The 26373-nt window shown below is 47.7% G+C and carries 19 protein-coding genes and 1 tRNA gene; 12 read left to right on the forward strand and 8 right to left on the reverse strand.

Annotation, left to right across the window (positions count from 1 at the left end; all coding sequences use genetic code 11):
* Positions 1 to 7 precede the first annotated feature (7 nt).
* The 3 genes from GEV47_RS02400 to GEV47_RS02410 all read right to left on the reverse strand — a co-directional run bounded on the left by GEV47_RS02400 (position 8) and on the right by GEV47_RS02410 (position 2534).
* Positions 8 to 454, reverse strand: coding sequence for an Mpo1 family 2-hydroxy fatty acid dioxygenase (locus tag GEV47_RS02400; protein WP_407646182.1), 447 nt, complete (start codon positions 452 to 454; stop codon positions 8 to 10).
* A gap of 304 nt (positions 455 to 758) precedes the next feature.
* A complete protein-coding gene (locus GEV47_RS02405; protein WP_153233102.1) occupies positions 759 to 1811 on the reverse strand; it encodes an AraC family transcriptional regulator in 1053 nt (350 codons plus the stop codon).
* A 633-nt stretch (positions 1812 to 2444) separates the two neighbouring features.
* A tRNA-Ser gene (locus GEV47_RS02410) sits at positions 2445 to 2534 on the reverse strand.
* Between the two features lie 255 nt (positions 2535 to 2789).
* Between GEV47_RS02410 and GEV47_RS02415 the strand changes: the two genes are divergently transcribed.
* Together GEV47_RS02415 and GEV47_RS02420 are read left to right on the forward strand one after the other, a co-directional pair.
* Complete coding sequence (locus GEV47_RS02415) at positions 2790 to 3284, forward strand: DUF2844 domain-containing protein (RefSeq protein WP_153233103.1); 495 nt, start codon at positions 2790 to 2792, stop codon at positions 3282 to 3284.
* A gap of 32 nt (positions 3285 to 3316) precedes the next feature.
* Complete coding sequence (locus tag GEV47_RS02420; protein ID WP_153233104.1) at positions 3317 to 4609, forward strand: DUF3443 domain-containing protein; 1293 nt, start codon at positions 3317 to 3319, stop codon at positions 4607 to 4609.
* Positions 4610 to 5252: 643 nt separating this feature from the next.
* On the opposite strand, the gene GEV47_RS02425 is transcribed toward GEV47_RS02420, so the two are convergent.
* Both GEV47_RS02425 and GEV47_RS02430 read right to left on the reverse strand, forming a co-directional pair.
* Positions 5253 to 6656, reverse strand: a complete 1404-nt coding sequence (locus tag GEV47_RS02425) for a sensor histidine kinase (RefSeq protein WP_153233105.1) — start codon at positions 6654 to 6656, stop codon at positions 5253 to 5255.
* A 46-nt stretch (positions 6657 to 6702) separates the two neighbouring features.
* Positions 6703 to 7371: a response regulator transcription factor gene (locus tag GEV47_RS02430; RefSeq protein WP_153233106.1), complete on the reverse strand. Its 669-nt coding sequence runs from the start codon at positions 7369 to 7371 to the stop codon at positions 6703 to 6705.
* Positions 7372 to 7680: 309 nt separating this feature from the next.
* Between GEV47_RS02430 and GEV47_RS02435 the strand changes: the two genes are divergently transcribed.
* Together GEV47_RS02435 and GEV47_RS02440 are read left to right on the forward strand one after the other, a co-directional pair.
* A complete protein-coding gene (locus GEV47_RS02435) occupies positions 7681 to 8073 on the forward strand; it encodes a MerR family transcriptional regulator (protein WP_153233107.1) in 393 nt (130 codons plus the stop codon).
* A gap of 27 nt (positions 8074 to 8100) precedes the next feature.
* Complete coding sequence (locus tag GEV47_RS02440) at positions 8101 to 8490, forward strand: carboxymuconolactone decarboxylase family protein (protein ID WP_153233108.1); 390 nt, start codon at positions 8101 to 8103, stop codon at positions 8488 to 8490.
* Between the two features lie 393 nt (positions 8491 to 8883).
* Here the strand turns inward: GEV47_RS02440 and GEV47_RS02445 are convergent, their stop codons facing one another.
* Positions 8884 to 9984 carry a sigma-54 interaction domain-containing protein gene (locus GEV47_RS02445; protein WP_322741522.1) on the reverse strand — a complete coding sequence of 367 codons (1101 nt, stop codon included), beginning with the start codon at positions 9982 to 9984 and terminating at the stop codon, positions 8884 to 8886.
* A 584-nt stretch (positions 9985 to 10568) separates the two neighbouring features.
* Here GEV47_RS02445 and GEV47_RS02450 point away from each other — a divergent pair.
* The 4 genes from GEV47_RS02450 (at position 10569) to GEV47_RS02465 (ending at position 13672) form a co-directional block, all read left to right on the forward strand.
* A complete protein-coding gene (locus tag GEV47_RS02450; RefSeq protein WP_153233109.1) occupies positions 10569 to 11126 on the forward strand; it encodes a hypothetical protein in 558 nt (185 codons plus the stop codon).
* A 95-nt stretch (positions 11127 to 11221) separates the two neighbouring features.
* A complete protein-coding gene (locus GEV47_RS02455) occupies positions 11222 to 12043 on the forward strand; it encodes a hypothetical protein (RefSeq protein WP_153233110.1) in 822 nt (273 codons plus the stop codon).
* 30 nt (positions 12044 to 12073) lie between these two features.
* Positions 12074 to 12367: a transposase gene (locus GEV47_RS02460; RefSeq protein WP_153233111.1), complete on the forward strand. Its 294-nt coding sequence runs from the start codon at positions 12074 to 12076 to the stop codon at positions 12365 to 12367.
* Positions 12368 to 12595: 228 nt separating this feature from the next.
* A complete protein-coding gene (locus GEV47_RS02465) occupies positions 12596 to 13672 on the forward strand; it encodes a GlxA family transcriptional regulator (RefSeq protein WP_153233112.1) in 1077 nt (358 codons plus the stop codon).
* A gap of 22 nt (positions 13673 to 13694) precedes the next feature.
* On the opposite strand, the gene pbpC is transcribed toward GEV47_RS02465, so the two are convergent.
* Positions 13695 to 15866, reverse strand: coding sequence for a penicillin-binding protein 1C (gene pbpC / locus GEV47_RS02470; RefSeq protein ID WP_407646200.1), 2172 nt, complete (start codon positions 15864 to 15866; stop codon positions 13695 to 13697).
* 216 nt (positions 15867 to 16082) lie between these two features.
* Positions 16083 to 21992: an alpha-2-macroglobulin family protein gene (locus tag GEV47_RS02475; protein ID WP_456071357.1), complete on the reverse strand. Its 5910-nt coding sequence runs from the start codon at positions 21990 to 21992 to the stop codon at positions 16083 to 16085.
* Positions 21993 to 22411: 419 nt separating this feature from the next.
* On the opposite strand from GEV47_RS02475, the gene GEV47_RS02480 reads away from it, so the two are divergent.
* From GEV47_RS02480 to GEV47_RS02495, 4 genes are all read left to right on the forward strand, one after another.
* Positions 22412 to 22906, forward strand: a complete 495-nt coding sequence (locus GEV47_RS02480) for a spore coat protein U domain-containing protein (protein ID WP_153233115.1) — start codon at positions 22412 to 22414, stop codon at positions 22904 to 22906.
* Between the two features lie 146 nt (positions 22907 to 23052).
* Entirely contained in the window at positions 23053 to 23556 is a 504-nt protein-coding gene (locus GEV47_RS02485) for a Csu type fimbrial protein (protein ID WP_153233116.1), read from the forward strand.
* Positions 23557 to 23672: 116 nt separating this feature from the next.
* Entirely contained in the window at positions 23673 to 24434 is a 762-nt protein-coding gene (locus GEV47_RS02490) for a fimbrial biogenesis chaperone (RefSeq protein ID WP_153233117.1), read from the forward strand.
* Positions 24421 to 26328, forward strand: a complete 1908-nt coding sequence (locus GEV47_RS02495) for a fimbria/pilus outer membrane usher protein (RefSeq protein ID WP_194270555.1) — start codon at positions 24421 to 24423, stop codon at positions 26326 to 26328. Before GEV47_RS02490 ends, GEV47_RS02495 begins: the two co-directional genes overlap by 14 nt.
* The last annotated feature ends 45 nt before the right edge of the window (positions 26329 to 26373 follow it).

A 26373-nucleotide genomic window follows, 5' to 3' on the forward strand; every position in this document is an offset into this window, starting at 1 on the left:
TGCGCTATCAATACGCCAAATGCAAACGGCGATAAAAAATCTGCAATACAAATAATGGGCCTATCATCAGAAACCGAAGGTCATCGAAAAACGATGGCTTTTTGCCTTCAATATGATGTCCAACAAACTGCCCTATCCACGCCAGCACAAACACTGTCAGCGAAAGATAAAATACGCTATGCGAGGGTATGACTTCCAACACCAGCAACATCAATGCCAACATCAACAGCATCCCGCTGGCTAACCGCCATGACAAAGTGCAGTAGTAAATCAACGCCGCCACCACGACCAGCGCAGCAATGAATGGATGCAAACTCCAAAACATTCCCAGCGCCGCGAAAATAATCGCGGGAATACAAATTACGTGAATAAGCTCATTGGTGGGATTGCGATGACTTTCTGCGTAAGTGTTTAGAAGCACATCAATCTCCCGTGTTGCCACATCCATTGCCATCTCCTTATAAGTATTTTCTTCGCCCGCTTGTATTGCACACCTGTATTGCGCACTTGAATTGCACACCCGCATTGCAACCAGGCAACAGTATATTCTCATATAAAAGGCAGAAATACGCACTAGATGATGGGTTTTTCCTGATTTTTGACACGTGGATTAAAGATATCAATCTTGAGCACGCGTGTATAGGCTTGCGTATCTTGCAGAGGCATCTAACTGGGAGCCGCTTTTGATTTGAGTAACAATGCTTTGGCACTGTGACTACATTAACCGGGCTAAATTTCGGCCAACGGCGTATGGAAGACTAATTTTTCGACCCGGCTTGCCGTTGCTCAAGCAACTGAGCATGCTCATGGAGACCTTGTGGAGCCATGTCATAGGTTCGGCGAAAAGCGCGTGTAAAGCTCGACGCACTATTGAAACCTAACCCATAGGCAATATCCTTCACCGGTATATGCGGAAAGCGGACCAGTTGATCGGCCGCTACACGCAACCTGCGATTGCTTATATAAACAGCCAAACCGCCTTCGTGTGCAAATAAACGATATACGCTGGCGCGCGATAGCCGCAACGACTGCATCACACTGTTCGCCGATAAATTGTGATCGTCCAGATGCGCTTCGACATAACGGCGCACTTGTCCATATACGGCTGCACGCACCGCCGCACGGGTACTACCGGAAAGCCCCGCCTGCTGGCTGAAAGCGGCAGCCAGCAGTTGAACACCGGTACGAAAAGCACTTTCAGCCTCGACTTTACTCAAATCACCGATCTGCCGATTGAGCGCCACCAAGTGCGCAACCATCAGTTGGGTTAACGGCGTAATCGCTTCAACCCTGCGCGCATGCAACGAAGCGGCATCGGGAAAAACATTCTCCATCAGCAAACGCGGCACGAAAAATACCAGTAGTCGACCATCAAAGCTGCGGACCGTCGATGGCTGATTCATATCCTGCGCAAGAACACTTGGAGCGGATGGCAAGTGTGTATCGAGCCAATGATTGTAGCCCTTCATCTGCGCTGGAGCACCCTCCAGAAACAGACTAAAAGAGATATCACTAATATTTTCTGTCGACACGCGTCCCAGCGACCGTTCGGCCACATTCTGACTTGTGTGGATGTTAAAGAAAGTCAAATTATCGATCGAGTAACGATAAAATGAGGCATCGAATGTTTCCGTGCCGTGAGTCGCCGGAGGACGTATATGGTAGACCGGATCCATGCGTTCTTGCCACGCCAAGAAGCTCAAACGTGAATCGCCTTGCACGCTGAAATTACTATGGACGATGCCCGACGCAAATGAAGACTGGCCCAACGGCAATTGAAGACGCCTTTCAGGAATGTGGCCAAGCGTCATTTAACAATTCCTCTTGCGCATAGTAGTCCTATCGGATGAAGCGTATCTGAGCAGGCTGGCGGATTAAAAGAGAGGAATTGTATCTCAATGGCGGAGCGAAAAAGTACTATATGGTAAGTTAAAGGAACGCCCATCGCCGTGAGTAAAAAGAGCCATTACGACTCTGCCATCCTCTCTCGTTAGCTTGAGTTTCCGTTTGGAAATAAATTAACATTGCAGCCGCCGCACAGTCATTTTCTTCATTGAGAAATCGATTAAGCAATCAAACGGATAAGAGAGCACAATCATGACGTTGTCGAGCCCACCCAATCGATTAGGCATACCCAATAAATGACTTCAGTTGACGTCAGTTATGACGCATCCCAAGCCGCGACAAGGATAGCAAGGATAGCTGAAGCAGCCCTAAAGATATTTAGGCGTTGAATTTGAAAATAACGTGCTTATAAGCGAAGCAGAAATACGCTACTGGAGAGTCGGGAACTTTAAAAAGGTCGCCCAGTGCTGAAGGCGTATTGCAGTAACTATTACGCTTGCGTGAAGCAAAATAAAAGTGGCATACTGAGCAGCACACCGGAATCAGCAGACAAACAAAAACCCCTTAAACTTCAAGGGGTTAATGGAAATAAAAGTATTTGGAGGAAGCGGTGAGATTCGAACTCACGGACAGTTTGACCCGTCGCTAGTTTTCAAGACTAGAGCCTTCAACCGCTCGGCCACGCTTCCAGAGCTGCGTATTATACATATCTACTATCGAGTTGGCGATAGTTATACGCAATTTTATTTAAATTTATTTTTCGTTTTAATTGTTCACATCAAAGCGACATTTTGCGACGTTTTTGATACTGGTATTTGCTGTGGTTTTTATATACAGTCTAATCTTTCTTTTTTGAAAATTAAAGATGAGGCGTGGCGATCGCTTCTGACTCATCATTTCCACCTACACATCAACACTAGCAACTATCGCTTTAAGGAAATTTGATGCGCCTGACTCAATTTATGGCAAGCACTTTGGTTGCTTGCTTAGCCACTTATACTAGTGTTTGCTATGCTGGCCTTGGCAGCACGCCGGCGCCACTTCCTTCGGATAGCAAAACGCCCACGGCACAAGCGCTGGTGAGTACACAAAATTCAACAACAAATGCAGCAACCACTGCTGCACCGGCGAATTACACCGTGCTTAACAGCACCCAAAACGGCACACAAGTACATCAATACGTTAACCAATCTGGCATCGTATTTGCGGTAAGTTGGAAAGGACCATTTTTGCCTGACCTGAAACAATTACTAGGTGAGCAATACTTCGCAACTTTGACCACTGAATCGCTCAAAACGCCTAAAGCAGGACATCCGCAAACATCCGTTAATCATCCTGATGTAGTGATATTTTCAGGCGGTCACCCACGTGCCTTCGAAGGCCGCGCCTGGATTCCGAGCGCATTGCCTGCGGGCTTCGACCCTGCCGGCATTCAGTAATCTAATTCACCAATCTTTCAAAGAAAACGTTTATGAATTTTGCCGCTCGCGCCCTTGCCGGATTTAAACAATTTAATCTCCGCCGCCTTACTACCTTGGCTGGTATCACGGCATTCAGTTTGGTATTGGCTTCTTGTGGTGGAGGTGGTGGTGGCGGTGGATCAACTCCGACGCCAACGCCAACGCCAACGCCAACACCGACTCCACCGCCGCCGAAAGTAAATAATGTTGCCGCCATCGTAGTCGATAACGGCCCGGCAGGTGGTAATGGCTCAATCAACGTACCATATGTCAGTGTCACGATTTGCAACCCCGGCACTACCGTGTGTCAAACTATCGATCACGTCTTGGTCGATACCGGCTCGTTTGGACTGCGCGTCATCGCCCCACTTAACTCAGCGATAGTGCTACCATCGGTAACCAACGCTGCTGGCACTCCTGTCGCTGAATGCTCGCAGTTTGCCAGCGGCTTCACGTGGGGTTCAGTGCGTAAGGCTGATGTCAGCGTCGCTGGCGAAACCGCTTCATCACTGCCGATTCAAATTATTGGAGACAATAGCGCAGCGTTTGCCACCATTCCTTCTGCTTGTACCAGCACCGGTGCAAATATGGGAACAGTAGCAACATTAGGGGCGAATGGCATACTGGGCGTCGGCCTGTGGCCACAAGATTGTGGCAGCACTTGCGCCAGTTCGATCCCGAGCCCGGCGGTTTATTATGGTTGCACCACTGCTTCTTGTGCTGGCACCATGTTACCGATTACCAGCCAGGTAGCGAATCCGGTAACGTACTTCGCGACAGATAACAACGGCGTAATGCTGAGTTTAGGCGCGGTTCCCAACGCTGGGCTGACGACCGTCAGCGGCTCGCTCATTTTTGGCATTGGTACGCAAAGTAACAATCTGATAGGCAATGCCCAGGTATATGGAACCGATAGCAACGGCAATATCGCTACTAGCTATCCAAATAGCACAACGCCTAGAATTTCAAGCTTTTTTGATAGCGGCTCCAACGGATTATTTTTCACGGATACGACAATCCCGGTCTGTAAGGTCTCTAAAGATTTTTATTGTCCCGTCAGCCCGCTCTCACTATCTGCGATCAATTACGGCACCAACAATGCCAGCAGCACAGTTAACTTTACGATAGTGAGTGTCGATGCTCTGGCTTCAAATATCACGGCTGCACTAATTGGCGGTACCTCAGGGGTCGCAGGTGGCAATAGCTTCGACTGGGGATTGCCCTTCTTTTACGGCCGCAACGTGTACTTTGCAATCGACGGTGCATCGACACCTTCCGGCACAGGACCGTATTACGCTTATTAATCGAGTTTAATGAATGCCCCACTACTTTCTGGGAACTATCGCCGCATAGTTCTCACTTCGTTTTTCCTTAAGAACGACGAGAAATACAGGAGGAATTACGCGTAATGGGGTGTTTTGAGATAAACCAATCTCCATCATAGGCATCGTCGATGCTTATGATGAATTGTGTTTTACGAGAAGAAGTAGACAAAAGGCACCAATAGCTTTTATCGGTGTTCACTCCGCCACAATTTGCAGCCATTCCCACAAAACTGAAACGGCTGCTAAAACCCTGAACGAATCAGTCAAACTGACGATTCAAGAATACAAAAATTTCTAAAACCCTTGATTCCAGGCGCGACTGGCACGTTGCATCGCTGTAAGGACGTCGTAGCCGCTTTTCCGATAATGGATATATAAATATAAAAAAGTTCTCATGTCAGGATTCTCGTTATCAAAAGGAAAATGATGCAATCGAATGATTGAACACATCAGATACCGTGAGATATATCTTCTACAGTTCGTATGACGGCAAGATGACAAACGCCAAAGAACCGACAATCGTCGGTTCGCGTTGTAAAAGCACAACCGCCTCTGCTGCCTCGCTCAAAATGAAACATGGGCAACCGGCTCAATCGGACAAAATGAAAACAAACCATTGAAATCAAGACCCGGGCAATTTCGATGGCGCACCCAAAATTGCAAACGGAAAATAAACCGAAAAAATCGTACCACCACCTACTCTAGGCTCAACGGTGATTCTGGCACCATGATCTTTGGTAATATCACGCACAATCGCCAGGCCCAACCCGTTACCAGCGCTTTTGTCGTCGAGCCGATAATGGCGATTGAAAATGAATTCTTGTTCGGATGCCGCAATTCCGGGACCGGAGTCCTCCACGGAAAAAATCCCGCCATCTTTACCTTGTATTGCATGCACCGTGACAGTGCCTTTAGATGGCGAGTAACGGATCGCATTGTCGATCAAATTATCAATCAAATCACGCAACAAAAACTGCTCACCCATTACGCGCGTTGTCTGCAAATTAAAACCGATATCGATATCCTTTTTATCCGCTTCTTCAACAAAATGCTGGATGGACTCCTCAACCAATTTATTCAGCTCCACGACTTTCAAGCTATCTTTTTCAAACTTATTCGGTTCCGCACGCGCCAACGTTAATAATTGATTAGTCTGACGTATCATGCGTTCGGTTGAACTCGCCATTAACGCGATGGAATGCGCGGTCTCCGGTTCTTGTGCATGCTTCTGCAGCAGCCATTCCAACTGCGTCCTGAATCCCGCTAACGGTGTCCGCAATTGATGCGCGACATTGGCAAGAAAATTTTGCTGCGCTTTGGCGTCAATTTGCAAACGACCGAGCAAACCATTCACCGCCCTGACGACGGGGAGCAACTCCTGTTGCACGCCGGCTTCCGGCAACGGTGACAAGTCGTCATATGGAGGTGTATTGCGCGCATCCAAATCTTGCTGCATTTTTTGCAACGGCCATAGTCCGCGACTGACCGCGACCCAAATCGTTGTCGTCAATACTGCCGCTAGCAGGATTTCTAACATCGCCAGCGAGAATAAGATCTCAGAACGAATATGCGTACGTTTGCGTAACGTTTCCGCAACACCGATAAAAACCACCTGCTGGCCAACCTCTGCTTTCAACGATACAAATCGCATAGGTTCGCTCCGCATAACGCCGTCATAAGGAGTCGGCTTATTGATCGCTTTATCTGAGCCGGAATATTGCAAAGGGGGAAAGTCTGCATCACCAGCCAGTAATTTTCCATCATGATTGCGCACCACAAAATAAGTGGCTCCAAGGTGATCTACGCGTAAAACTTGTTCTGCCTGCTCTGATAAATCAATCCCGACTTCGCCATTATGCTCATGCAAGCGCGGCACTAAGGCCCAACCGGTATCTGCCAGACTTTGGTCGAAAGCGGTTTGCGCCGGAATCCACGCCAGCCAATACGTTACCCCTGCCCCAACCAGATTAATGATCAGTAATGGCACGATCAGCCATTTCAGCAGATTCAGGCGAATACTGTTCATGCCGCAGCCTTTTGATTGCACGAAGTCTTGTCACAATAAGCCGTCATCATGCCGTTACTTTTTCTAGCATGTAGCCAAAACCACGTATGGTGCGAATCTCAATCCCGGCGTCGGCAATCTTCAAACGAATACGCGAGATATACACTTCCACCGCATTCAGGGTCAGTTCTGCTCCCCAAGGCAAAATCGCATCAATAATTTGTTGGCGCGACACCACGCGTGCAGATTGTTGCAGCAAATACTCAAGCACAGCCCATTCCCGTACAGACAACTCAATTTGTTGCCCGTTGACTTTGGCGCGACGCGAAGCCGTATCCAAGGTCAATCCGCCTAATTGCAATTGCACTGGCTGTGGCGCGCTGCGACGCAACAAAGCACGCACTCGCGCCACCAATTCTTGCGTGGCAAAAGGCTTCACCAAATAATCATCAGCACCAATTTCCAAACCATATACCCGGTCTTGCACAGAGTCGCGCGCAGTCAACAGTAATACTGGGACCTGGTTACCACGCGCGCGTAGGCGCCGCACCACTTCAAAACCATCGATGCCCGGCAAACCGATATCTAACACCACGACGGAAATATCAGCACGCTGTAACAAAGCATCGGCATCAATGCCGTTACGCACCACATCAACGGCCATGCCTTGACCTTTAAAAATGCGCAAAATCCCATCTGCCAGCACTGAATCGTCTTCTACCAAAAGTATGTGCATAATTTTTTGAATTTTTTAATAATTTTGACTTACACAAAACAGGGTTCGGTGTGACATTTTTGTGCTCAGAAAAGGCAAAGTGCAGAACGGAAGTCGTTGACTCCGAAGACTATTGCTCAAGAATGACTCTGTCATTGATATCTACGGCATAGGACCGTGGGCAAAAAAACGTCATATCCGCCCTGTTTTGCGTAACTCCTCATTCTAATCTGTCATGCTTGTTTGCATTACATCTACTCAACAAAATCTGTCATATAGCGCATAAAATTACTTGACCTAGAGTGCACTCTAACTTTTAAGCTTACGCCCATGACGACTACCTTGACGATACAACAGGCTGCGGCAGCAACTGGCCTCAGCATCCATACTCTGCGCTACTACGAACGTATAGGATTGATTGATGCCATTCCTCGACACCATAATTCGCATCGCATGTATCGCATGGAGGATATGGTCTGGATAGATTTTCTATTGCGCTTACGTGCTACCGGAATGAATATCCAGGCAATGTTGCGCTATGCCGAGTTACGCAGAATGGGGACGCGGCTTGAGAGTGTGTCAGAACGCAAAGTGATGCTGGAACAGCACATGCATGCGTTAGAAGCGGAGATTTTGGCCATACAGGAAACGGTAACAATCCTGCGCAACAAAGTGACGCTATACAGCAGCATGGAATCCGAGCTAAAAACCCGTCAATTATGATTAATGCAATTTTATTGAAAGATGAAAATGGAACAGAACCGCTACGAAAGAGGTGTTCAACGCCTAAAAGAAGTAGATGATATTGCTGGCGAAAACGTCATTACGAGTTTGTCCGATATTTCGCCCGATCTTGGCCGCTACATTATCGAGTTTGGTTTCGGCGACATCTACAGCCGCTCCGGTTTGAGTTTGCAGCAACGTGAATTGGCAACCATTGCCGCATTGACCGCAATGGGCACAGCGCAACCACAATTAAAAGTGCATTTGCATGCCGGTCTCAACGTTGGTCTGTCACGCACGGAAATTACCGAAACAATTTTGCAGATGGCGCTGTATGCGGGTTTTCCTGCTGCACTCAATGCCATGTTTGCAGCCAAAGAAATTTTTGCTGAAGTCGATAAGCGAGAAATAGTTTAACTATTACGCCATTAGAATAATTCAGACGACTAAGCAGGCATTTGATTACGCAATGACGTTACTTGACATGATAGTGCGATAAATAAAAACGGGAATTCTGACAATTCTCTCCTGAAAAATAGGAACCTGCTAAAAAATACCGAATGGTAGTTTTGGACAAGCTAACCAAATTTTAAATCGTTCTGATCATGCAACACGATTTGCCCACCCCAGCCACCTTATGCAAAATTTTGCATGATAAATATTGATAATTCACCCAAGTTATTGTTGTCTGTCGATGCCACTTAAACTGTGCAGTAACTAGTGCCAAAGCAAAAACGGGAATAATTCGTTCGAATTATTCCCGTTTATTCTCGTATGCTAAGAGCCAATTTGTCTCTTTTTGCCAAGCATTTAGCCGATTAAGCCAAATCGCTTTAAATGCGTTCGCAGCATATTGCGGCTCACACCCAATACTTTAGCCGTTTGCACCTGATTTTGATTACAACCGCTAAAAGCCGTGTGTATGACTGCCTTCTCAACCGTTTCAAACAAATTAGGTTGCGCGTTTTTGATGCACTCGGAAATTAAAGTTTCCAGGCGCAACTGCGGTGCAACAGGCAATCCAATCGGCAATCCCAAACGATCTGATAGTTGTCCGGGAGGATCAAACTCCAGCGGCGCAATAGATGCCGTCGCGCCCGAAGTCTGCGCAGTGCCCGCCAGCTTCAGGTCATCTTTGACGATCACATTGCCATCGCAAACTATCAACGCGTAGTGGATCACATTTTCCAATTCACGGATGTTCCCTGGCCAATCGTAAGCTTCCAACATTTGTTGCACAACGACGCTTAAGGTCACATTTTGCATCTGCAGGCGTTCGCTATACACGTCAATAAAATGACGTGCCAAGGGCAAAATATCGCCAGTGCGTTCACATAGTGGCGGTAAATCAACCGTGGCTACGCTCAAACGGTAAAACAGATCAGAGCGGAATCGATTGTGCAAGATCGCTTGTTGCAGATCGACGTTGGTGGCAGCCACCAAACGGACGTCTAAAGGAATCGAGCGACGAGATCCCAGACGCACCACTTGGCGTTCCTGCAGGACGCGCAGCAACTTGACTTGCAGCCCTAGTGATAATTCGCCAATTTCATCTAAAAATAACGTGCCGCCATTGGCTGCCTCAAACCATCCTGAACGTGCATGCGTTGCCCCCGTAAACGCGCCGGTCTCATGACCGAATAATTCGGCATCAACCAACGTTTCACAGAAAGCGCCACAATTAACCGCAATAAAAGGACCCGGCCGAGCACTTTTTTCATGGATATGCCTGGCAATCAGTTCTTTACCAGTGCCGGTATCACCGGTAACTAATACTGTCGCATCACTACGCGCGATACGCTCCACCTGCTTAAGTAACGCAGACGAACGCGGATCATGAAAAAGCATAGGTTTAGTATTTGATGCTACCGACACAGGCGATGGTTCCGGAAAACTTAAAAGTTTGTTCACAATTAATCCCACATATTGCTCAACATAAATTTAGGTTACCAGTAATTGTGCTATACGAAAACAGCTGATTTCAAAATAAGTTTATACGATTTCTAATCGCAAATAGAAATTCCCTCCTAATTTGGCGCAATTCACTGCTACGTCAAGCTACGCCTCATTGTTTAAAAATGTTAATTTTTACAGGCGCTAGTTGCAGGTGTGGTAAAAAATCACAAAATATTCGTTGTAATTTCAAAAAAATCAAAAATGCATTGCCTTCTTAGTATTTTTGTTCTTTTTTACCCTATCCATACACGCCAACGTAGCTGTCCGATACCGACAAGGTTTTGTCGCAAACATTGCAGCTAGGCATCCTATTATCAGATCAACGCAAATGTTTTACGCAATGAACTAGACGCTGATTCCTTCCCCGGACTCATCATCCAATCAGGTCTTGCAAAGTTGCATAAAACATTTTCGTTCTGATTTGGTGAGGTGCATAACGCACGTCGGTATGGCCGTTACCGTAGGTAACACTTGTCTATTGTTTGGGGCATATAGGCGAGATATTTTGTAATCAGCCCCACCCCTTAGGAGAAACACAAATGAAAAAGCAAATAATTGCCGCATCGATTGTTTCACTGTTTGCGGTGTCAGCATTCGCACATAATTGGAATCCAGCTCCAGCCAATAAAACTGCAGTTGCAGTATCTGTTGGTGGTGCTGGCGGTGCTGGTGCTGCTGGCACATCCGGCAATGCCACTGGCGGCAGCGCAAAAAGTGGGACTGCTACAGGCGGTGACTCTGGAATTATCAGTACCGGCGGCACTGCAAACTCTGGCGGTAACGTCACTGGCGCAGGTGGTGGCAAAGCAACTGGTGGTGCTACTACAGTCGTGACAGCAGCTGGGGCCGGTGGGAGTCACCACTCTGGTGGTCTTGCTGGTGCCGGTAGTTTGGTGGCAGGCAACGGTAATGCATTCGCCGGCGGTGGTACAGCAAGTTCCGGTACGGGCAATGCGGGCGCCAATAGCGGTGGCAACACTAGCACTGGCGGCTCAGCAGGTAGCGTTGCCATAGCTGGCGGCGGTAGCTCTGGTTCGGCAACCGGTGGTAATGGTGGTAATGGCGGTGACTCAGGTGCGATTGCCGTATCACACTAATCACAAAAATAAACCATAGCCTCATTGGTGAAATATGAGAGGGGAGATACTTTCCCCCTCTCAATTATCAGATCAATCATCTGGATGGAGAAGACATGAAACGCCTACTTATCGGTATGCTAGTTACCTCAGCCTTCGCACTACCAACTCTAGCAATTGCGCAAACGTCTCCTTCTGACACCGCAACCGCAACTGCGGTTGGTGGCGGTGGCGGCCAAGGGGGATCAGCAGCTGGCGGTACTGCAACGGGCGGGACATCGACTGCCACCAGCGGCGGGATGGGCGGTGCTGGCGGTAACGGCGGTTTGGCCACAGGTGGAAGCGCAACCACAACAGTAACAGTTAATTTGCCAAGTACTTCTGGTGTTGGTGCTAGTACTAATAGCGGTACTTCTGGCACTGGTACAAGTGGAACTGGTGTAAATGGAACGGCAGCGGCTGGTGATCCAGGCAGCAGCCCCAACAATACCAAAGCCACAGTTGACTATGGTGGTACCTATACCGTCAAATCAGCGCCAAGTATCGTCGCTCCGACATTGACAACCACCCTGTCCGACACTTGCATGGGATCGGTATCGTTTGGTTTGTCCTTTACCGGTTTTGGTGCAACCGGCGGCAGTACCATGGTCGATCAAGCCTGCGTACGTCGACTTGACGCCAGAGAATTTCGTTCTATGGGAATGAATGATGTCGCTCTTGCTCTATTGTGCCAAAGTGAAGCGAATAGAAAAGCAGTTGAATCTACTGGAAAATTTTGCCCTGGCATGGAGAAACCAGCCATGGTTGGAACTGGAGTTGGTGCAGCCCCAACACCGTCAGCAGAAGTTGGCCAAAACACAGATGCGCAGTACAAGGACCCTATCGTACGTTCTCGTCTTGGTTTAGAGGCTTTACCTGATCAGTCTGCATCTAAATAAAGTCCGCTAACCCATACGCGAGAGGCGAATATGAAGCGCACGCTATTCTCCAGCGAGCAAATTGCCGCAGCACTAAAACAAGAGGAACTAGGAATGCCATTAGCTGATGTGATTAGACAAATTGGTGTCACAGAGCGCACTTTTCTCAATTGGAAAAAACAATATGGTGGCTTGCCAGGTTATCCACACGATTTGAAATGTTTACAACAAGAAAACGCAAAATTAAAACAAATAGTTGCAGAGTTAACGCTGGAAAATTCACGGTTGAAGGATGCGCTAGATAACAGAAAAGGAAGTTACGATTTGTACAGCACATCTGTGTGAAGATGTTTTTTACACTCTACATTTGCTTTTCAACATTGTCGTCGCAATATTTTACTGTGCGAATTTAATCGCATTTAACAATATTTAACAGATCCTACAAAAAATACATAGGCAAATTTGTTTCTGCGTGGCACCATCAAGAAAACAATTATTAGATGGCGTATTCGTCGAAATTAGGGGTGCATAAAAATAGATAACAATAATTGGCAGTAAAGCAAGGGGGCTCTCATGGATATCGAGTGCGTTAAGACACTTGAAGTAAAAAATGACAGCAGTGCAACCAAGCGTATCGGCATTATTGTTTTTGAAGGGGTTGTACTGGCAGACGTAGTTGGTGCTGCAGACGTTTTTGGTATTGGCGATAAATTAATATCTATTGTCTTTCCTGGCACCACCCGCTATGAAGTATCGGTAATGTCTATTACCGGCGGCATGATCATGTCGTCGGCATCAGTGCAGATCATGACGTCTGCACTTGCCACATTCAATGACACCCGATTCGACACCATCTTAATTGCCAGTGGCACGGGCAATTTCGATGCCTATCGTGATCCGGAGCTGCTCTCGTGGCTACAAAAAATGCGCTGCAATGTTCGCCGTATCGCGGCAATCTGCACTGGCGTATTCGTGATCGGTGCAGCAGGTTTTTTGAATAACCGTCGCGCCACCACGCATTGGGCACTGCTGGACAAGCTGGCGCGTGAATTCCCACTTATTCAAATCGACCGTGAAGCACTGATCACCGAGGATGGTGATATTTTCACTTCATGCGATGTCGGCATGGCGGCCGATCTGGCATTACGTTTACTGGAATTGGATCTCGGCCCTACAGTGGCGCAGCGAGTAGCGCAAAGTCTGGTGGTGTGTCAGCGACGCCGTGACAATCCTCACCTCGAACATACCACTCGCCTTAGTGATCCCGTTAAAAACTGCAAAATACACAAAGCCTCACTGTGGTTCGTCGAACATTTGGCAGATCCTATCAGCGTTGTTGATGCAGCAAATTATGTATCGATGAGTGAGCGCAATTTTGTACGTCAGTTCAAAACGAAAACTGGGCAAACGCCGCATGATTTTCTATTGAATTTACGCCTGGAAGCAGTGCGGCAGCAATTAATTGAAACCGAACTTCCCGTCGATAAAATTGCCCGGCGCTGCGGCCTGTTTAGCGGTGAACATGTGGCTAAATTATTTCGAAAACATATGGGAGTCTCTCCTACTGAATATCGCAGTAGCGTAAAGTCACCGGATAAAGTAATACCTTTGTTCAGTAATCGAGAAGCAAAAGTAGCATTGGTGAAATAACGAGTCGTAAAGAAGTCCTTTTTTATGAAGGTTTCTTTGCGGCATTTTTCGCGGCGTCATTTGTCATTTTTACTAACGTTTTTTCCACTGCGCCACGCACTTCAAAGCGCACTTGGTCAATCACGCTATCGTTTGCATCCAATAGCTCCAGCCTATGTTTACCCGGCCATGGCATCCAGTCCATTACAGTATTTTTCTTTACCCCGGTTGTGGCTAAAGTCAACAATTTCCCGTCCAGCCTCCAAATAGCATGTTGCACCCCATCGGCTGTAAAACGTACGCGTTGACGTGCCGGTGGTATATCCGGATCGAGTGCAATCAGCATACCCGGGGTCGGATACCGAATAGCGGGAATTATGTCGTCCGATGCAGCAGTGGAAATCACTGTTTGCTCGGTGCCGGCAATAAAATATTCGGTTCGAGTTGGCTCGATACGGTCTTTATAGCTAATCGTTTTGGTGACCACGTTACTTGGCTGTAAAGCTGAAAATGGTGAATGTGGACCACCGGGAGTGTGTGCTTGAAGATACGTCATTACGTCTTGCCACACGGGTGCTGCGCCAGTCACGCCAGAAACATCCCACATCGGCAAGCCTGATGCATTGCCAACCCATACGCCAACTGTGTAACGTTCGGAAAAACCGACGCACCAGTTATCTCGCATGTCTTTCGATGTTCCGGTTTTTACCGCCGTCCAGAAGCGTGTACCCAACACATTATCTAAACCGAAGGTGCGACCACGTGCGCTGCGATCAGCCAGAATATCAGCGACGATAAATGCTGCACCAGGATCCATGACTTGCCGCATTTTCACAGCAGGATCATTGAGTGTAGTCCGGATACCGCTATATTTTCCCTGATTAGCCAAAGTACGATAAGCATTAGCTAACGCCAGCAAACTGACATCCGCACTGCCCAATGCCAGGCTATAACCGTAATAGTCACCTGACTCGCGCAAGCCAAAACCTATTGCCTGCATCCGCTGAAATAAAGCCGTTGGCGTCACCGTCACCAAAGTGCGTACGGCGGGAATATTCAACGATGACCCGAGCGCAGTACGCAGGCTGACCAAACCTTTAAATTGGTTATCGTAATTTTGCGGAATATATAAACCGCTCGCCGTAGGTAAATTGATGGGCGCATCATTTAACAGAGAGGCTGCAGTCATCCATTTTTTTTCTATCGCCAATTCATATAAGAATGGTTTTAAAGTCGAGCCTGCCTGCCTTAATGCCATCACTCCATCAACATCCGCAGCACTGGAAAATGAGCCACTGGAACCCACCCAAGCCAGCACATCGCCACTGGCATTGTCCAACACAATCACTGCACCATCTTCTATATTGCGTTCAGTCAGCGCGGCCAATTGTCGGCGCAATGCATCATTTGCAAAACGCTGCACGCCAGCATCCACAGTTGAACGCACTGCTTGCCCCGGGGTTTTTAATAATTTTCTTGCCAAATGCGGTGCTAACTGCGGTGCGCTAGTCGTAATGATGACTTCCGAATTTGATCCGCTACGCGCCAATGCCAGCAGCGTAAAACCTGACAAACCGACACATTCCTGCGGCGTTTGCTGATCCTTGAGAATACGGCAAGCGCGCTCCGCCACCTTGGCAGGACTAGCATTTGGTGCACGTATCAGCGCCACGGCGATCGCCGCCTCACGTTGGTTTAAACCACTGGGATGCTTATCAAACAGCACTCGAGACAATGCATGTATACCAACCAACTCACCACGAAAACTCACTAAATTCAAATACGCTTCGAGTATCTGATCTTTACGCCAATTTTTTTCCAGTAATTGTGCGATCACGACTTGCGAAATTTTTTGTCCGATTGTACGCGGCGCAGTTTTACGACGTAAATCATCCTCTAACAAGCCAGCCAGTTGCATCGTAATCGTCGATGCGCCGCGCGTTTTGCTATTCCATAAATTACCCCAGGCAGCCGCCGCTACGGCGCTCCAATCCACGCCACTATGCTGATAAAAGCGCTGATCTTCCGAGGCGATTAAAGCATTGCGTAATGCCGGAGAAACATCTTCCAGACTCACCCAGGGTAAACGGCGCTCATTAGGATTGATGCGAAATTGCTGGATTAACTCGCCTTTGCGATCATACAAACTTGCTTCCGATGAGCGATATTCCTGCTGGACTTGGGTAAACGTCTGAATGGCTAACGCAGCGTTGATACTAAAAAATAACAATAACCCAAGTAGCACATTTTTAATACACAAACGGCGTATTGCCTCTTCCGTCAACAGAAGAGGGTTGGGGTGAACGCCAAGCGCAGGCTTTCCAATAAATTTATGCAATACCAACTGTGCCACCATTCTTGGGATAAATGACTACGGTCGTTTTGCGACTGCCGTAGTCCTCTCCCACTTCCGGGAGAGGAAACCAAACTACTACTTCACCACCCATTTTGCGTTTGGCATTTCGCCAAACATTTCCGGTGCATACATTGCTTCCACGCGTGTCGGCGGCAAATTGAACGTTCCCACATTGTTGAGACGAACGGTATACGTCATGGTGAATTTTCCTTTTGGAACATACTCGTAATAACTACGAAACGCCTCGAAACTACGCTCTTCGTATGCCAGCCATGCGTCACCCTTAGCGCGTTCGCCCGTGGTGGAAATTGCCGAGTCGCGGCCTAAGCCGGAGCCCAGTACCGTTGCGCCACCGGGTATAGGATCCGTGACCACCACCCATGTCATATCGGTTTGCGCATCAACGTCAATATTGACCCGGAAAATATCGCCACGACTGTATGCACCAGCTACTTTCTGTTCGACTGGCACCAAAGTCTTGACGATGCGATAACCGCTGGAAAATGGCTTTTTCAGTGGGACGGCCGCCAAGCTTTGCATGCTGACCCACGGCGCGCCTTTGCCGTCATGCTGGAATGTGATCTCGCCCGTGGGCAGATCCGATTTCGGCCAAGGAAATTGCATGGAGGCAGAGTTCGTGCTTGCCACAGTGTTGGCATTCGTCGCCGTTTCAACTGCCGTACTGACCTCTGCATTTGCACCAGCTGGCCATTGATAATTTTTCCCCAGGCTCAACTCGCCCTTATGGTCGAAGGTAATTTTTGTAGTGCCGGAGACTTTTTCATTTTCAAATTTTTTCGCGAATCTTTGTAAGGCGAACGATCCCCACAAATTCGCTGTAGTGGTGCTCCAGCTACCGTGCGATTGACGGGCGATCGCGCCATTGATCAGTTTCGGCATATCGGCTTGCCAGTCTGGCATATTCAACATGACCAAGATCAAACGTGTCGCATTGGCGTCACCGCTGCTCATTAACCACCACCAGTAATCGTCTTTTTCAGTTGAAAAGCCCATACGTGTACCTTGATAGTTCAAGCGTGCACGGATGATTTGATCGGCTTCGGACAAACGTTGTTCGCGATTCGGGATTCGCGATACCCGCTGTAAAATGGCCATCCAATCCAACACCGCTGAAGTCGGCCAGAGATTGGGGGTAATTTGAATCGAGCCCAACATATCAGGACGTACACGGTCATAGCGTGACAAGGCTTCTAACGCCGCCAGTTTACGCACATCCAAATCTTTTTTCGGCGCCCAAAAGTCACGTGTGATTTTGCCTTCCACAAAAGCTTCCAGACCGTTCAACATTTTGTTGCGGCTTTGTTGAGGTATCGCATAACCGGATTCATCCGTGACTGCCAACAAATAGGAAGTCAACACATCACTACCCCGCCTCGCCATGCTTTCATTTGGCGGGTAGTAATACGCCAGACCATCACTATCAAGATAAGTAGGCAAATCGGCCAAGACTTTTTGCCACTGTGTTTCATCATGCAAACCGATCGCACGAGAGGCCCTTTGTTCCAAACATGAATAAGGATAGTCTTTGAAAAAGCGCTCGATTCCGGCCTGATTTCCAGCCAATGACGGCATCAAAGAAACTGCGATACCACCCTGCCCCGGCACACTATTCGCTGGTGGTGCCACACTCATGGAAAACGGTTTATCCAACTGAAACAAGGTGGCCTGCTGTACCGTAACCGGAATCGCCGGAATCACACGTTGGGTAAATTTGATCGCATCCTTAACCTTTTCGCCGCCCTGTTCTTGCGCATTGATTTCCCATATCAGGGGCTGAGCACTTTCTGGCGCGGCCACATCCCATATCAATTCTCGCGCTTCACCAGCCGGTATCTGAATATCCTTTGGTGCCAAATCAGATAGTCCTTGCGCTTGTGCCGTGGCGTGAACTTGCATAGGTCGTGTCGTTGTATTGCGTACAGTGACCATCGCATTGAAAACATCACCTTCACGCACTAACGGCGGCAGGCCAGAAATCAATTGCAAATCTTGCGTTGAGTGAATGCTGATCGCACCAGTACCGAACAAATTGGCGCCACTTTCTGCGACAGCGACAATTTTGAAGCTGGTTAGCGCATCGTTTAACGGCACATCAACTTCTGCCCGCCCGTCTTTATCCAAGATGATGACCGGCTTCCACAACAACAGCGTATCGAGCAACTCGCGGGTTGGCGCCTTCCCGCCGCCTCCGCCGGCCGGAATCGCTTTGCGACCATAATGCCGTCGTCCTACCACTTGCATTTGTGCAGTCGCGGTTTCGACGCCATAACTGCGTCGTTGCAACATCGCTTCCAACAAATTCCAGCTGCGATTCGGCTCTAACTCCAGTAAGGCTTCATCCACCGCGGCCAGCGCAATTTCTGCGCCGGCTGCAGGCTGCCCGTTCGGCAGCGTTGCATGTATCGTAATTTTTGCGGTGGTACGTATTGCGTAACTTGGTTTATCTGCCTTTACGCTGACGTTAATCTGATGCGCCTTGGTATCGACCATGATTTCGGCAATACCAAATTTGTAAGCTGGCTTGGCCAAATCTACAGTTGCTGTCGGCAATTGATATTCTTTAAACTCTGCGAACCAATTCAGCGGCTCTTTCCAACCCCAGGTAAAAAACGAATACCAGGGTACATCGCGTAACCGTCCCCGCACTGCCAACACCGAAACGTATACATTAGGGCCGTAACTTGATTTTATCGGTAAGCTAAAGGATGGATCTTTCCCATTAAGTTGAATCACCTGTGTTTCCATCACACCTTCTCGCTCAATCGCGACCAAGGCCGTAGCAAAACGAAATGGCATACGCACCTGAAATTTGGCAGTATCACCAGCCTGATAGAATTTTTTCTCAGGCAAAATATCAATACGATCCAGATTTTGACCGTCAAACCACATCTCGCCTTGTTTAGTAACCCATACAGAAGTCGTCGCAGCAGAGGTTTTTCCGCTGTTATCCAAACCTTTTGCGGTTAATTCGACATTGCCTGATTCTGCCAATTCAATCGTACAAATCAGCAAACCCCGGGCATCAGTTTTCCCTGAACAAAGTTTGCCTAAACTAGTCGACGTTTTGGTATTTTCGTAAGCATAAAAACCACCCACCATCCGCTTGCGATACGAATTGGTTTGCTTCATTACGCCACTAATTTCTATCGGTACACCTGCTTGCGCCTGCCCCGCCGGGTTCAATGCTACTGCGGAGATCGTCAGCTTTTTCTTGACCGATATCCAATCACTGGTTTTCACGCCGATCACCACCGCTGACGACCATACTGGCGCCACATTAGAAACTGTTTGAATTTCGCCATTAGGGTCGGCGTAAGTCATCTCTGTCACCAATTCTTTAGCCGCGGTAACAGTCGGCATGTCTTTGATGACGGTTTGTCCAACACCGTTTTTATCTAATTTAACCAATAATTTATCGGCGACGATTTTTTGATCGTCATTGTTACCTTCTTCATCCGTTGCAGCGCCGTTATCATTGTCAGTCGCGGCTTCATCGGCAATTGCCATGAAGGAAAAATCACTATAAGCCGGAAAGCTGATGGCTTTCGCCCGCAATAAACTTGTAATATGAACAGGCAATCCAGAAGCCCCGCCGCCATTCAAATAATTTAATCCCACATTCAAAGGCACTTCTTTTGGTGCGATCAATATTTTTGGTGGCGTGATATGCCCTTGTAACAACGGCAGACGGAATTCCTCAACTCTGAAACTGCCAGTACTATAACTACGCTGTTGTTCTTGCTGATCCTGTTCATCATCATTTTGGTCGTTTGCACTACTCGCTGTGCTGCTAACTTTACCGCTATCGAGTACCACCTCATAACGTCCCAGTTTGGCTTCTTTCGGAATAGCAAAAACAGTTTCGGCGCTATTGCGATCACGCCATGTCAGTGGGAACTGATATTCCTGTCCACTGCCTTGATGCGTAATACGTACGCGAGTGGGTAATTGGTTTTGCGCCAATAGACCAAAACCTTGCATGGTTTCAGTCCGAATCACATGTTTCATGGACGCAGTTTCGCCAGCACGGAATAAAGTCCGATCGAAAACCGTGTGTGCACGTACCGTCGCTGTCCTGTCGCTATCTTGTGGCAAATTAAAGCGCCATGACTCAATCCCGTTATTCCATGATGTCAACGCAAAAGCCATGTCGGCAAGACCTTGCTCATCGGTTTTGCGAGCGCTGACAAAGAAACCCTGTATTTCCCCTTCCTGCTGATCTTTTCGCGTAACGTCATTGCACGGATTATCAGGAAATTCCGGCACCATCGCGATGCCGGTTTTGTCCGTCTTGCCGTGCCATAGTTCGGTGCCGCGGCAATCTGAAATCCGCACATCGGCGTCACTGACCGGCTGGGCATTGTCCAAGCGCGTGACCCACACCGCACCATTGGTACGCCCCACCTTAACGTGCACCGATAAGTTCGTCACCAACGCGCTGGTACGAACATACATGGGCGCAACTTTGCCCAGCAAAGCGGCACCAAGCTTGGGAGACTCCAACTCAACCACGTAAAAACCTGGCGCTTTGAGTGGGATACCGATGACTTCAAACGGGCGCACACCGTCCTTGGCCTCTGGCGAAGCTGGCAATGTCAGCGTTTTTACGCCGGGTTGAGATGCCAATAAACTGAGACTGCGCGTTTCTACGGATTTTTTGTTTACTGTAATCGCGCTCTCGTGATAACGATTTAATTTGGCCATCCAGGCGATGATATTCTGGTCGGTAACGACGTTCAAACTATTCACCTTGCCGGGCACCATTTTGCCGTCAGCACCACGCGCTATCAAATTGTTTTCAACGCTGCGCAAAGTCACGGGTAAAGTGGCGTCGCCATTAAGTTCTATGATGCCAAACGGCGCGGCAGGGAATTTAACCAAAGGCGGATATGCCGCCATCGGCACTTTCATCGGAAATGCCGTGACGTTGGACAAAGCACGACCGCTTTCATCCTTAAAGTCACCCGGCAGCTCAATAGTCAGATTGGATTTTTCTGCAAATGGCGGTTTGTATGTCAGTTGAATGATACTTTCCGACTGATCATTTTTTTCAAAAAATGGATGTGCTGTACCAGCAGCTGTGCCGTGCAAAGTAACGCCTTCAGCTACCTTGCGCGATATGGGAGAAGTCAACAGTATGCGTAGCGGTTGTATTGGCGCGCATGCTGCGTTGGCATTTTCGCGCTCGCAAGTGATGCTGGCGGTAAAAGTCGGGCGTACTTTGAATTTAAAAATCTGCGCCTGACTGGTGACAATGCCCGATGGCGTGCTGATGCCTTTATCCCACGTTAAGCGTACTGCACTACCGTTAGGTAATCGTTGCTGACATTGCACAGTGCTGATGCGTTCTGGATTAGCCTTTTCGGTGAAATGCTCCAATAATGCTTTGCGATCGGCACCGGCTATCCATTTGACGGGAATACGCTCGTGCACACCCTCCGCTTCGCAATACACATGTTTTAACACGCTGTCGTTGGTCGCCGTGCCGTTTTGTTCCAGGATAAAGACTTGCTCTTCGTCAATGTCGTCACTGCCTTCAGATGGATAGACACGGATGATCGCGGGACCACCAGTATTGAACTGGAAAACCGATTTTCCGGTGATGGCTCTACCAGCCAGTAGTTTGAAACCCGGTTTCAACGTAAATTCGCAACGCGTACCAGGCGGCACATCACGCACAAAATCATAGACCCAGTTCTGCTCATCGGCCCAACGACCACTGCCTGCTTCGCTACAGCTAATGTTAAAAGGAGTGGCGGCATTGGGATCACCAAATTTAACCGCAGCGCCAGAAAATTTCACGCGAATTTGCCGTACTTGCGTAACTTCCCCTTGAGGAGAAAAACTGGCGATGGTGTTGGCATTGGTCTGCGAGCCCGAAGCCGCGTAAGCCAGTGCATGAGGGAGTTGCAGCCAACTTAATCCGATGGTGCAGACAAAAAAAAGCAGCCCCAACAATCTCATGGCGCTGCGCTTGATTTTTAACAGTGATGGCATAGCATCCTCAATCCATACAAGGGGGAGCTCAATTTTGTGAGAATACTCTATTCTCTATAATTATGGTTGTTTTTACAACAATTTTCGGCAACTTTTTCACATATAGTTATTTTTACACCAATGTTCAGCAACTTTTTTCACATATTGGAAATGTACCACTTAGACAATTAACAAATGATAATTTGTGACACGTCGGAATTGCAATAGTCAAGAATGTTAACAAACGATAAAAAACACATATATGCTTGACGGAAACTTCTCGCGATATCAATAATACAAACAATCATTTACATATTCAGCGTTGCTGACAATGTGAATGATGGTGAAAAGTAACGCTGAATTTTGTGGTCAAAAAATTCAAATAAAAATCAAACCAGGGGTTGGAAATGAAAAAAGTTATTCTTATCACAACTGCAGTAGTTTTGATGACAGGTTCTGCTTCAGCAAATGCAGCAACAGCAACAAGCACCATGACCAACACCGTTACCATCTCCAACAATTGCACCATAGCCGCAACCGGTTTTACTACTACGTACGATCCTATTGTTGCCAATGCCAGCACTGTTCAAAACGCTACTGCCACCGTTACAACCACCTGCACGCTTGGTGATGCCACGACTGTTACTTTAGACCAAGGTGCAAATGCGGCATCAGGCTCAACTGCGGCAGCACCACTACGACGCGTGAAAAACGGCACAACATATTTAAATTACGGGCTCTACTCCGATACTGGCCACACCGTGACTTGGGGTAGCACCGGTGTTTCCGGTACGGGTACCGGGCTTCCTGTAGCGTTACCCATTTACGCACAACTTCCCGCTGGTCAGGCAGGCGCTGCTGGCACTTATACCGATACCGTGATTGCCACAGTGACTTATTAATATTCATAAGAACTTACACAAAATGCCGTGTCGCTTGCTCTGATTTTTCAGATGGTGCAAGCACCCTCGTTATACACAAGTCTGATCGCTGTTCGCATTACTTCAAAAAACTCGTTCGCACTCAATGACTTCATGAGGAGTTGAAAATGAAAAAAATTATTCTCGCCGCTACTTCAATTGTTTTGGCTACTGGTTCCTGCAGTGTATTTGCCGCAACAGCAACAGGCAACATGATCAACACCGTTACCATCGCCGATGATTGCACCATTGCCGCAACCGGTTTTACGACTACGTACGATCCTGTTGTTGCCAATGCCAGCACTGCTCAATCCACAACTGCAAGCGTCACAACCACCTGCACGGCTGGTGATACCACTGTTGTTACATTAGACCAAGGTACAAACCCGGCATCAACCTCTACTCCGGCAGCACCACTACGGCGCGTAACGAACGGCACAACATTTTTAAATTATGGGCTCTTCTCCAATGCTACTTACACCACAACTTGGGGCAATACTCCGGCAACAGGTGTCAGTGGTACGGGTACAGGCTCTGCTGTACCGTTAGTCATTTACGCGCAACTTCCAGCTGGTCAAAATGGCGCTGCTGGTACTTATACGGATACCGTGATTGCCACAGTGACTTATTAATATTAATAAGAACTTACACAAAATACCGTGCCGTTTGCTCTGATCATGCTGACGGGTAAACGGGAAAAAAATTGTTTGTGTAAGTCTTACTCTTCACAAAGAGCAAATTTCAAGTTATGCCTACACACATCAAAACTAGCTCTTTCGTATTTACATCATTACTCTCTTTTAGCCTATTTTTTGGATTAATTGGGCTCACAGAAAATAGCAGTGCGGCTTCATTTAATGTCAATCCAATCGGTTTTACCCTGACACCGCAACGTCCTTCATCGGTACTTCGGATAACGAATACGGATGATGCGCCAGTTCGTTTGCAAGTGATCTCTGTCGATTGGCATGCTGACGGCCATGAAGAAGTATTGCAAGAGTCAAATCCACTGCTATTAAATCCGCCCATTTTTACTATCGCGCCCGGACAAACACAATACGTCCGTTTTGGTGTGCGTAACCAAATTGATAGTAGTCATGAAAACACCTATCGTTTGCTAGTGGAAGAAGTGCCGAGTGGTCAAAATGAGTCCGGTTTGAAAACGCTACTTCATGTCAGCATTCCGGTTTTCATTGCGCCGGAAAAGCAAGAAGAGAAGCTCAAATGGCAGCTATTGAAAGGTAATAATGGATTGATATTAAGCCTGTTAAATAGCGGCAATATCCATACAAAAATTACACATTTAACAGTCACTGCTATCAACGATAAGAACAGTGACAAAAATAGCGAGGGTAGCGACATCATTTTCAACACGCCAACTTATGTACTTCCGGGTCAGGACAAACGATGGCTCATCGTCAATCAAAAAATCCGGACAGACAAAGTGCATCTGCTGGTTCAAACCGATAAGGGCAATGTTGAAGAAAATCTCACCCTTGAAACTGAATAGGTATGTTGTTAAGTGCGCATTAGCCAGCTTCTTTATTTGTCACTCTTTGCATGCGATGGCAGTAGATGATGTAGCGCAGTCTACATCCAACAATAAAGACTATCAGCTAAACAATTTAGCAGTAACGCTCAATGGCAGAACATTGAGTGATGGGGCATTGATTTTGCAAATCAAAAGTAATAGCGACATCATGCTGCCAGCGCAATTGCTTTCTGATGCAAGGATACGGCTGCCCACTATCCCGGCATACCGTTTTCACGATGAAAATTACTATCCAGTCAGCGCTATCACAGGCATGGAAACACACATCGATTCGCTGACGCAAACACTCGACATTCAGGTACCGGCGAGCGCATTTATCGAATCGGAATATCATCTCAACAGTGATAATAGTCAAGCGCCATTGCATCCCAGCGCTGTCGGCGCTTTCGTAAATTATGATATTAATTACAGCCGAAATGCTGATGTCAATGCCGTTTCTGGATTGGCTGAAGCCGGTGTATTCGATGGCCATGGTACTTTTACCAGTCGCTTTGTCGCCATTGAGCATAGTGGCAGCGATGTCGCAAATACATACCCGAACACTAACGCAAATTCCGCTTTCCGTTTAGACACTCAATACACTCGTGATTTTCCATCGCAAATGGCGACACTGGTGGTGGGAGACAGTATTTCTGGCGCGAGTAATTTTTCTCGGCAAGTGTATTTTGGTGGATTGCAATGGAAAACCAATTTTGCAACGGTACCGGGATATCAGCCCATTCCTTTACCTTCTATGAGCGGTTCTGCGGCAGTACCATCGACGGTAGATATTTACGTCGACAATATTCTGCGGATGCGGCAAGCGGTCGATGCCGGGCCATTTACCATCAATAATGTGCCGCTGACGACAGGGCAAGGCAATGTCCAGATGGTCGTCAATGACGTGTTGGGACGACAGCAAATCTACACACAAAGCTACATCGCGAGCGCACAATTATTACAAGCGGGCCTCAAAAATGTGTCCTATGAAATTGGCGCTTTACGGAATAACTTTGGATTGCAAAATAGCTATTACGGTTCTGCTTTTAGCTCAGCTACCGTACGCTATGGCGTCAGCAATAACCTGACATCTGAAACACATGGCGAAATAATGGCCGGCCATCAATCAGTTGGCACAGGCGCCGCTGTCACCATCCATAATGTTGGCGTGATCAGCGGTGGCGTTGGGGTGAGTAATTCCAACATGGGAAACGGCACTTTGCAGTATCTGCAATTTGATCGCCAAAACAGTCTATACGCATTGACCGTCAGAGCACAAACCGCCAGCGCGCGTTTTTGGCAATTAGGCACGGATGCCAATACGCCGGTTCCATCACGACAAATACAAGCACAAGCTAGCGTCACATTAAATGCCAACACCAATATTTCTTTGGGCTATCTGGATCAACGCGCGCCACAAGCAAGTTACCTCGATACTCCCTTGATCAACACCAACGCCCCCACCAATTTTCGCGCGATTAACGCAGGGATCAATTTCAATTTACGGCAAGCGGGAACAGTCAGTTTAGGCGTATTCAAATCCATGGGAGATGGCAATACCCTTTCCACCAACATCACCTGGATACTCCCACTGGATAATCAGCGATTGCTCTCGTTATCGGCTAATCTTCAAAAAAATAATAATTCGTATGATGCGCAATTTCAGCAAACTGCGCCGCAAGAAGGCGGCTGGGGTTATCGCTTGCGCAAAACGCTGGAAACCAATGCTGGCGAAGATATTGGTGCCAATTATCTGAACGACATAGGTGAATATACCGTCGCCGCCAGCCAACAAAATGGAGATACCAATCTGCTGGCCGAGGCACGCGGCGGGATCGTCATGATGGGTGGATATGTGCGCCCCACACGCTGACTAGACACCAGCTTTGCGATGGTAGTGGTACCGACTTTTCAAACA

This window comes from Glaciimonas soli, from assembly GCF_009497155.1.
Classification (GTDB): domain Bacteria; phylum Pseudomonadota; class Gammaproteobacteria; order Burkholderiales; family Burkholderiaceae_D; genus Glaciimonas; species Glaciimonas soli.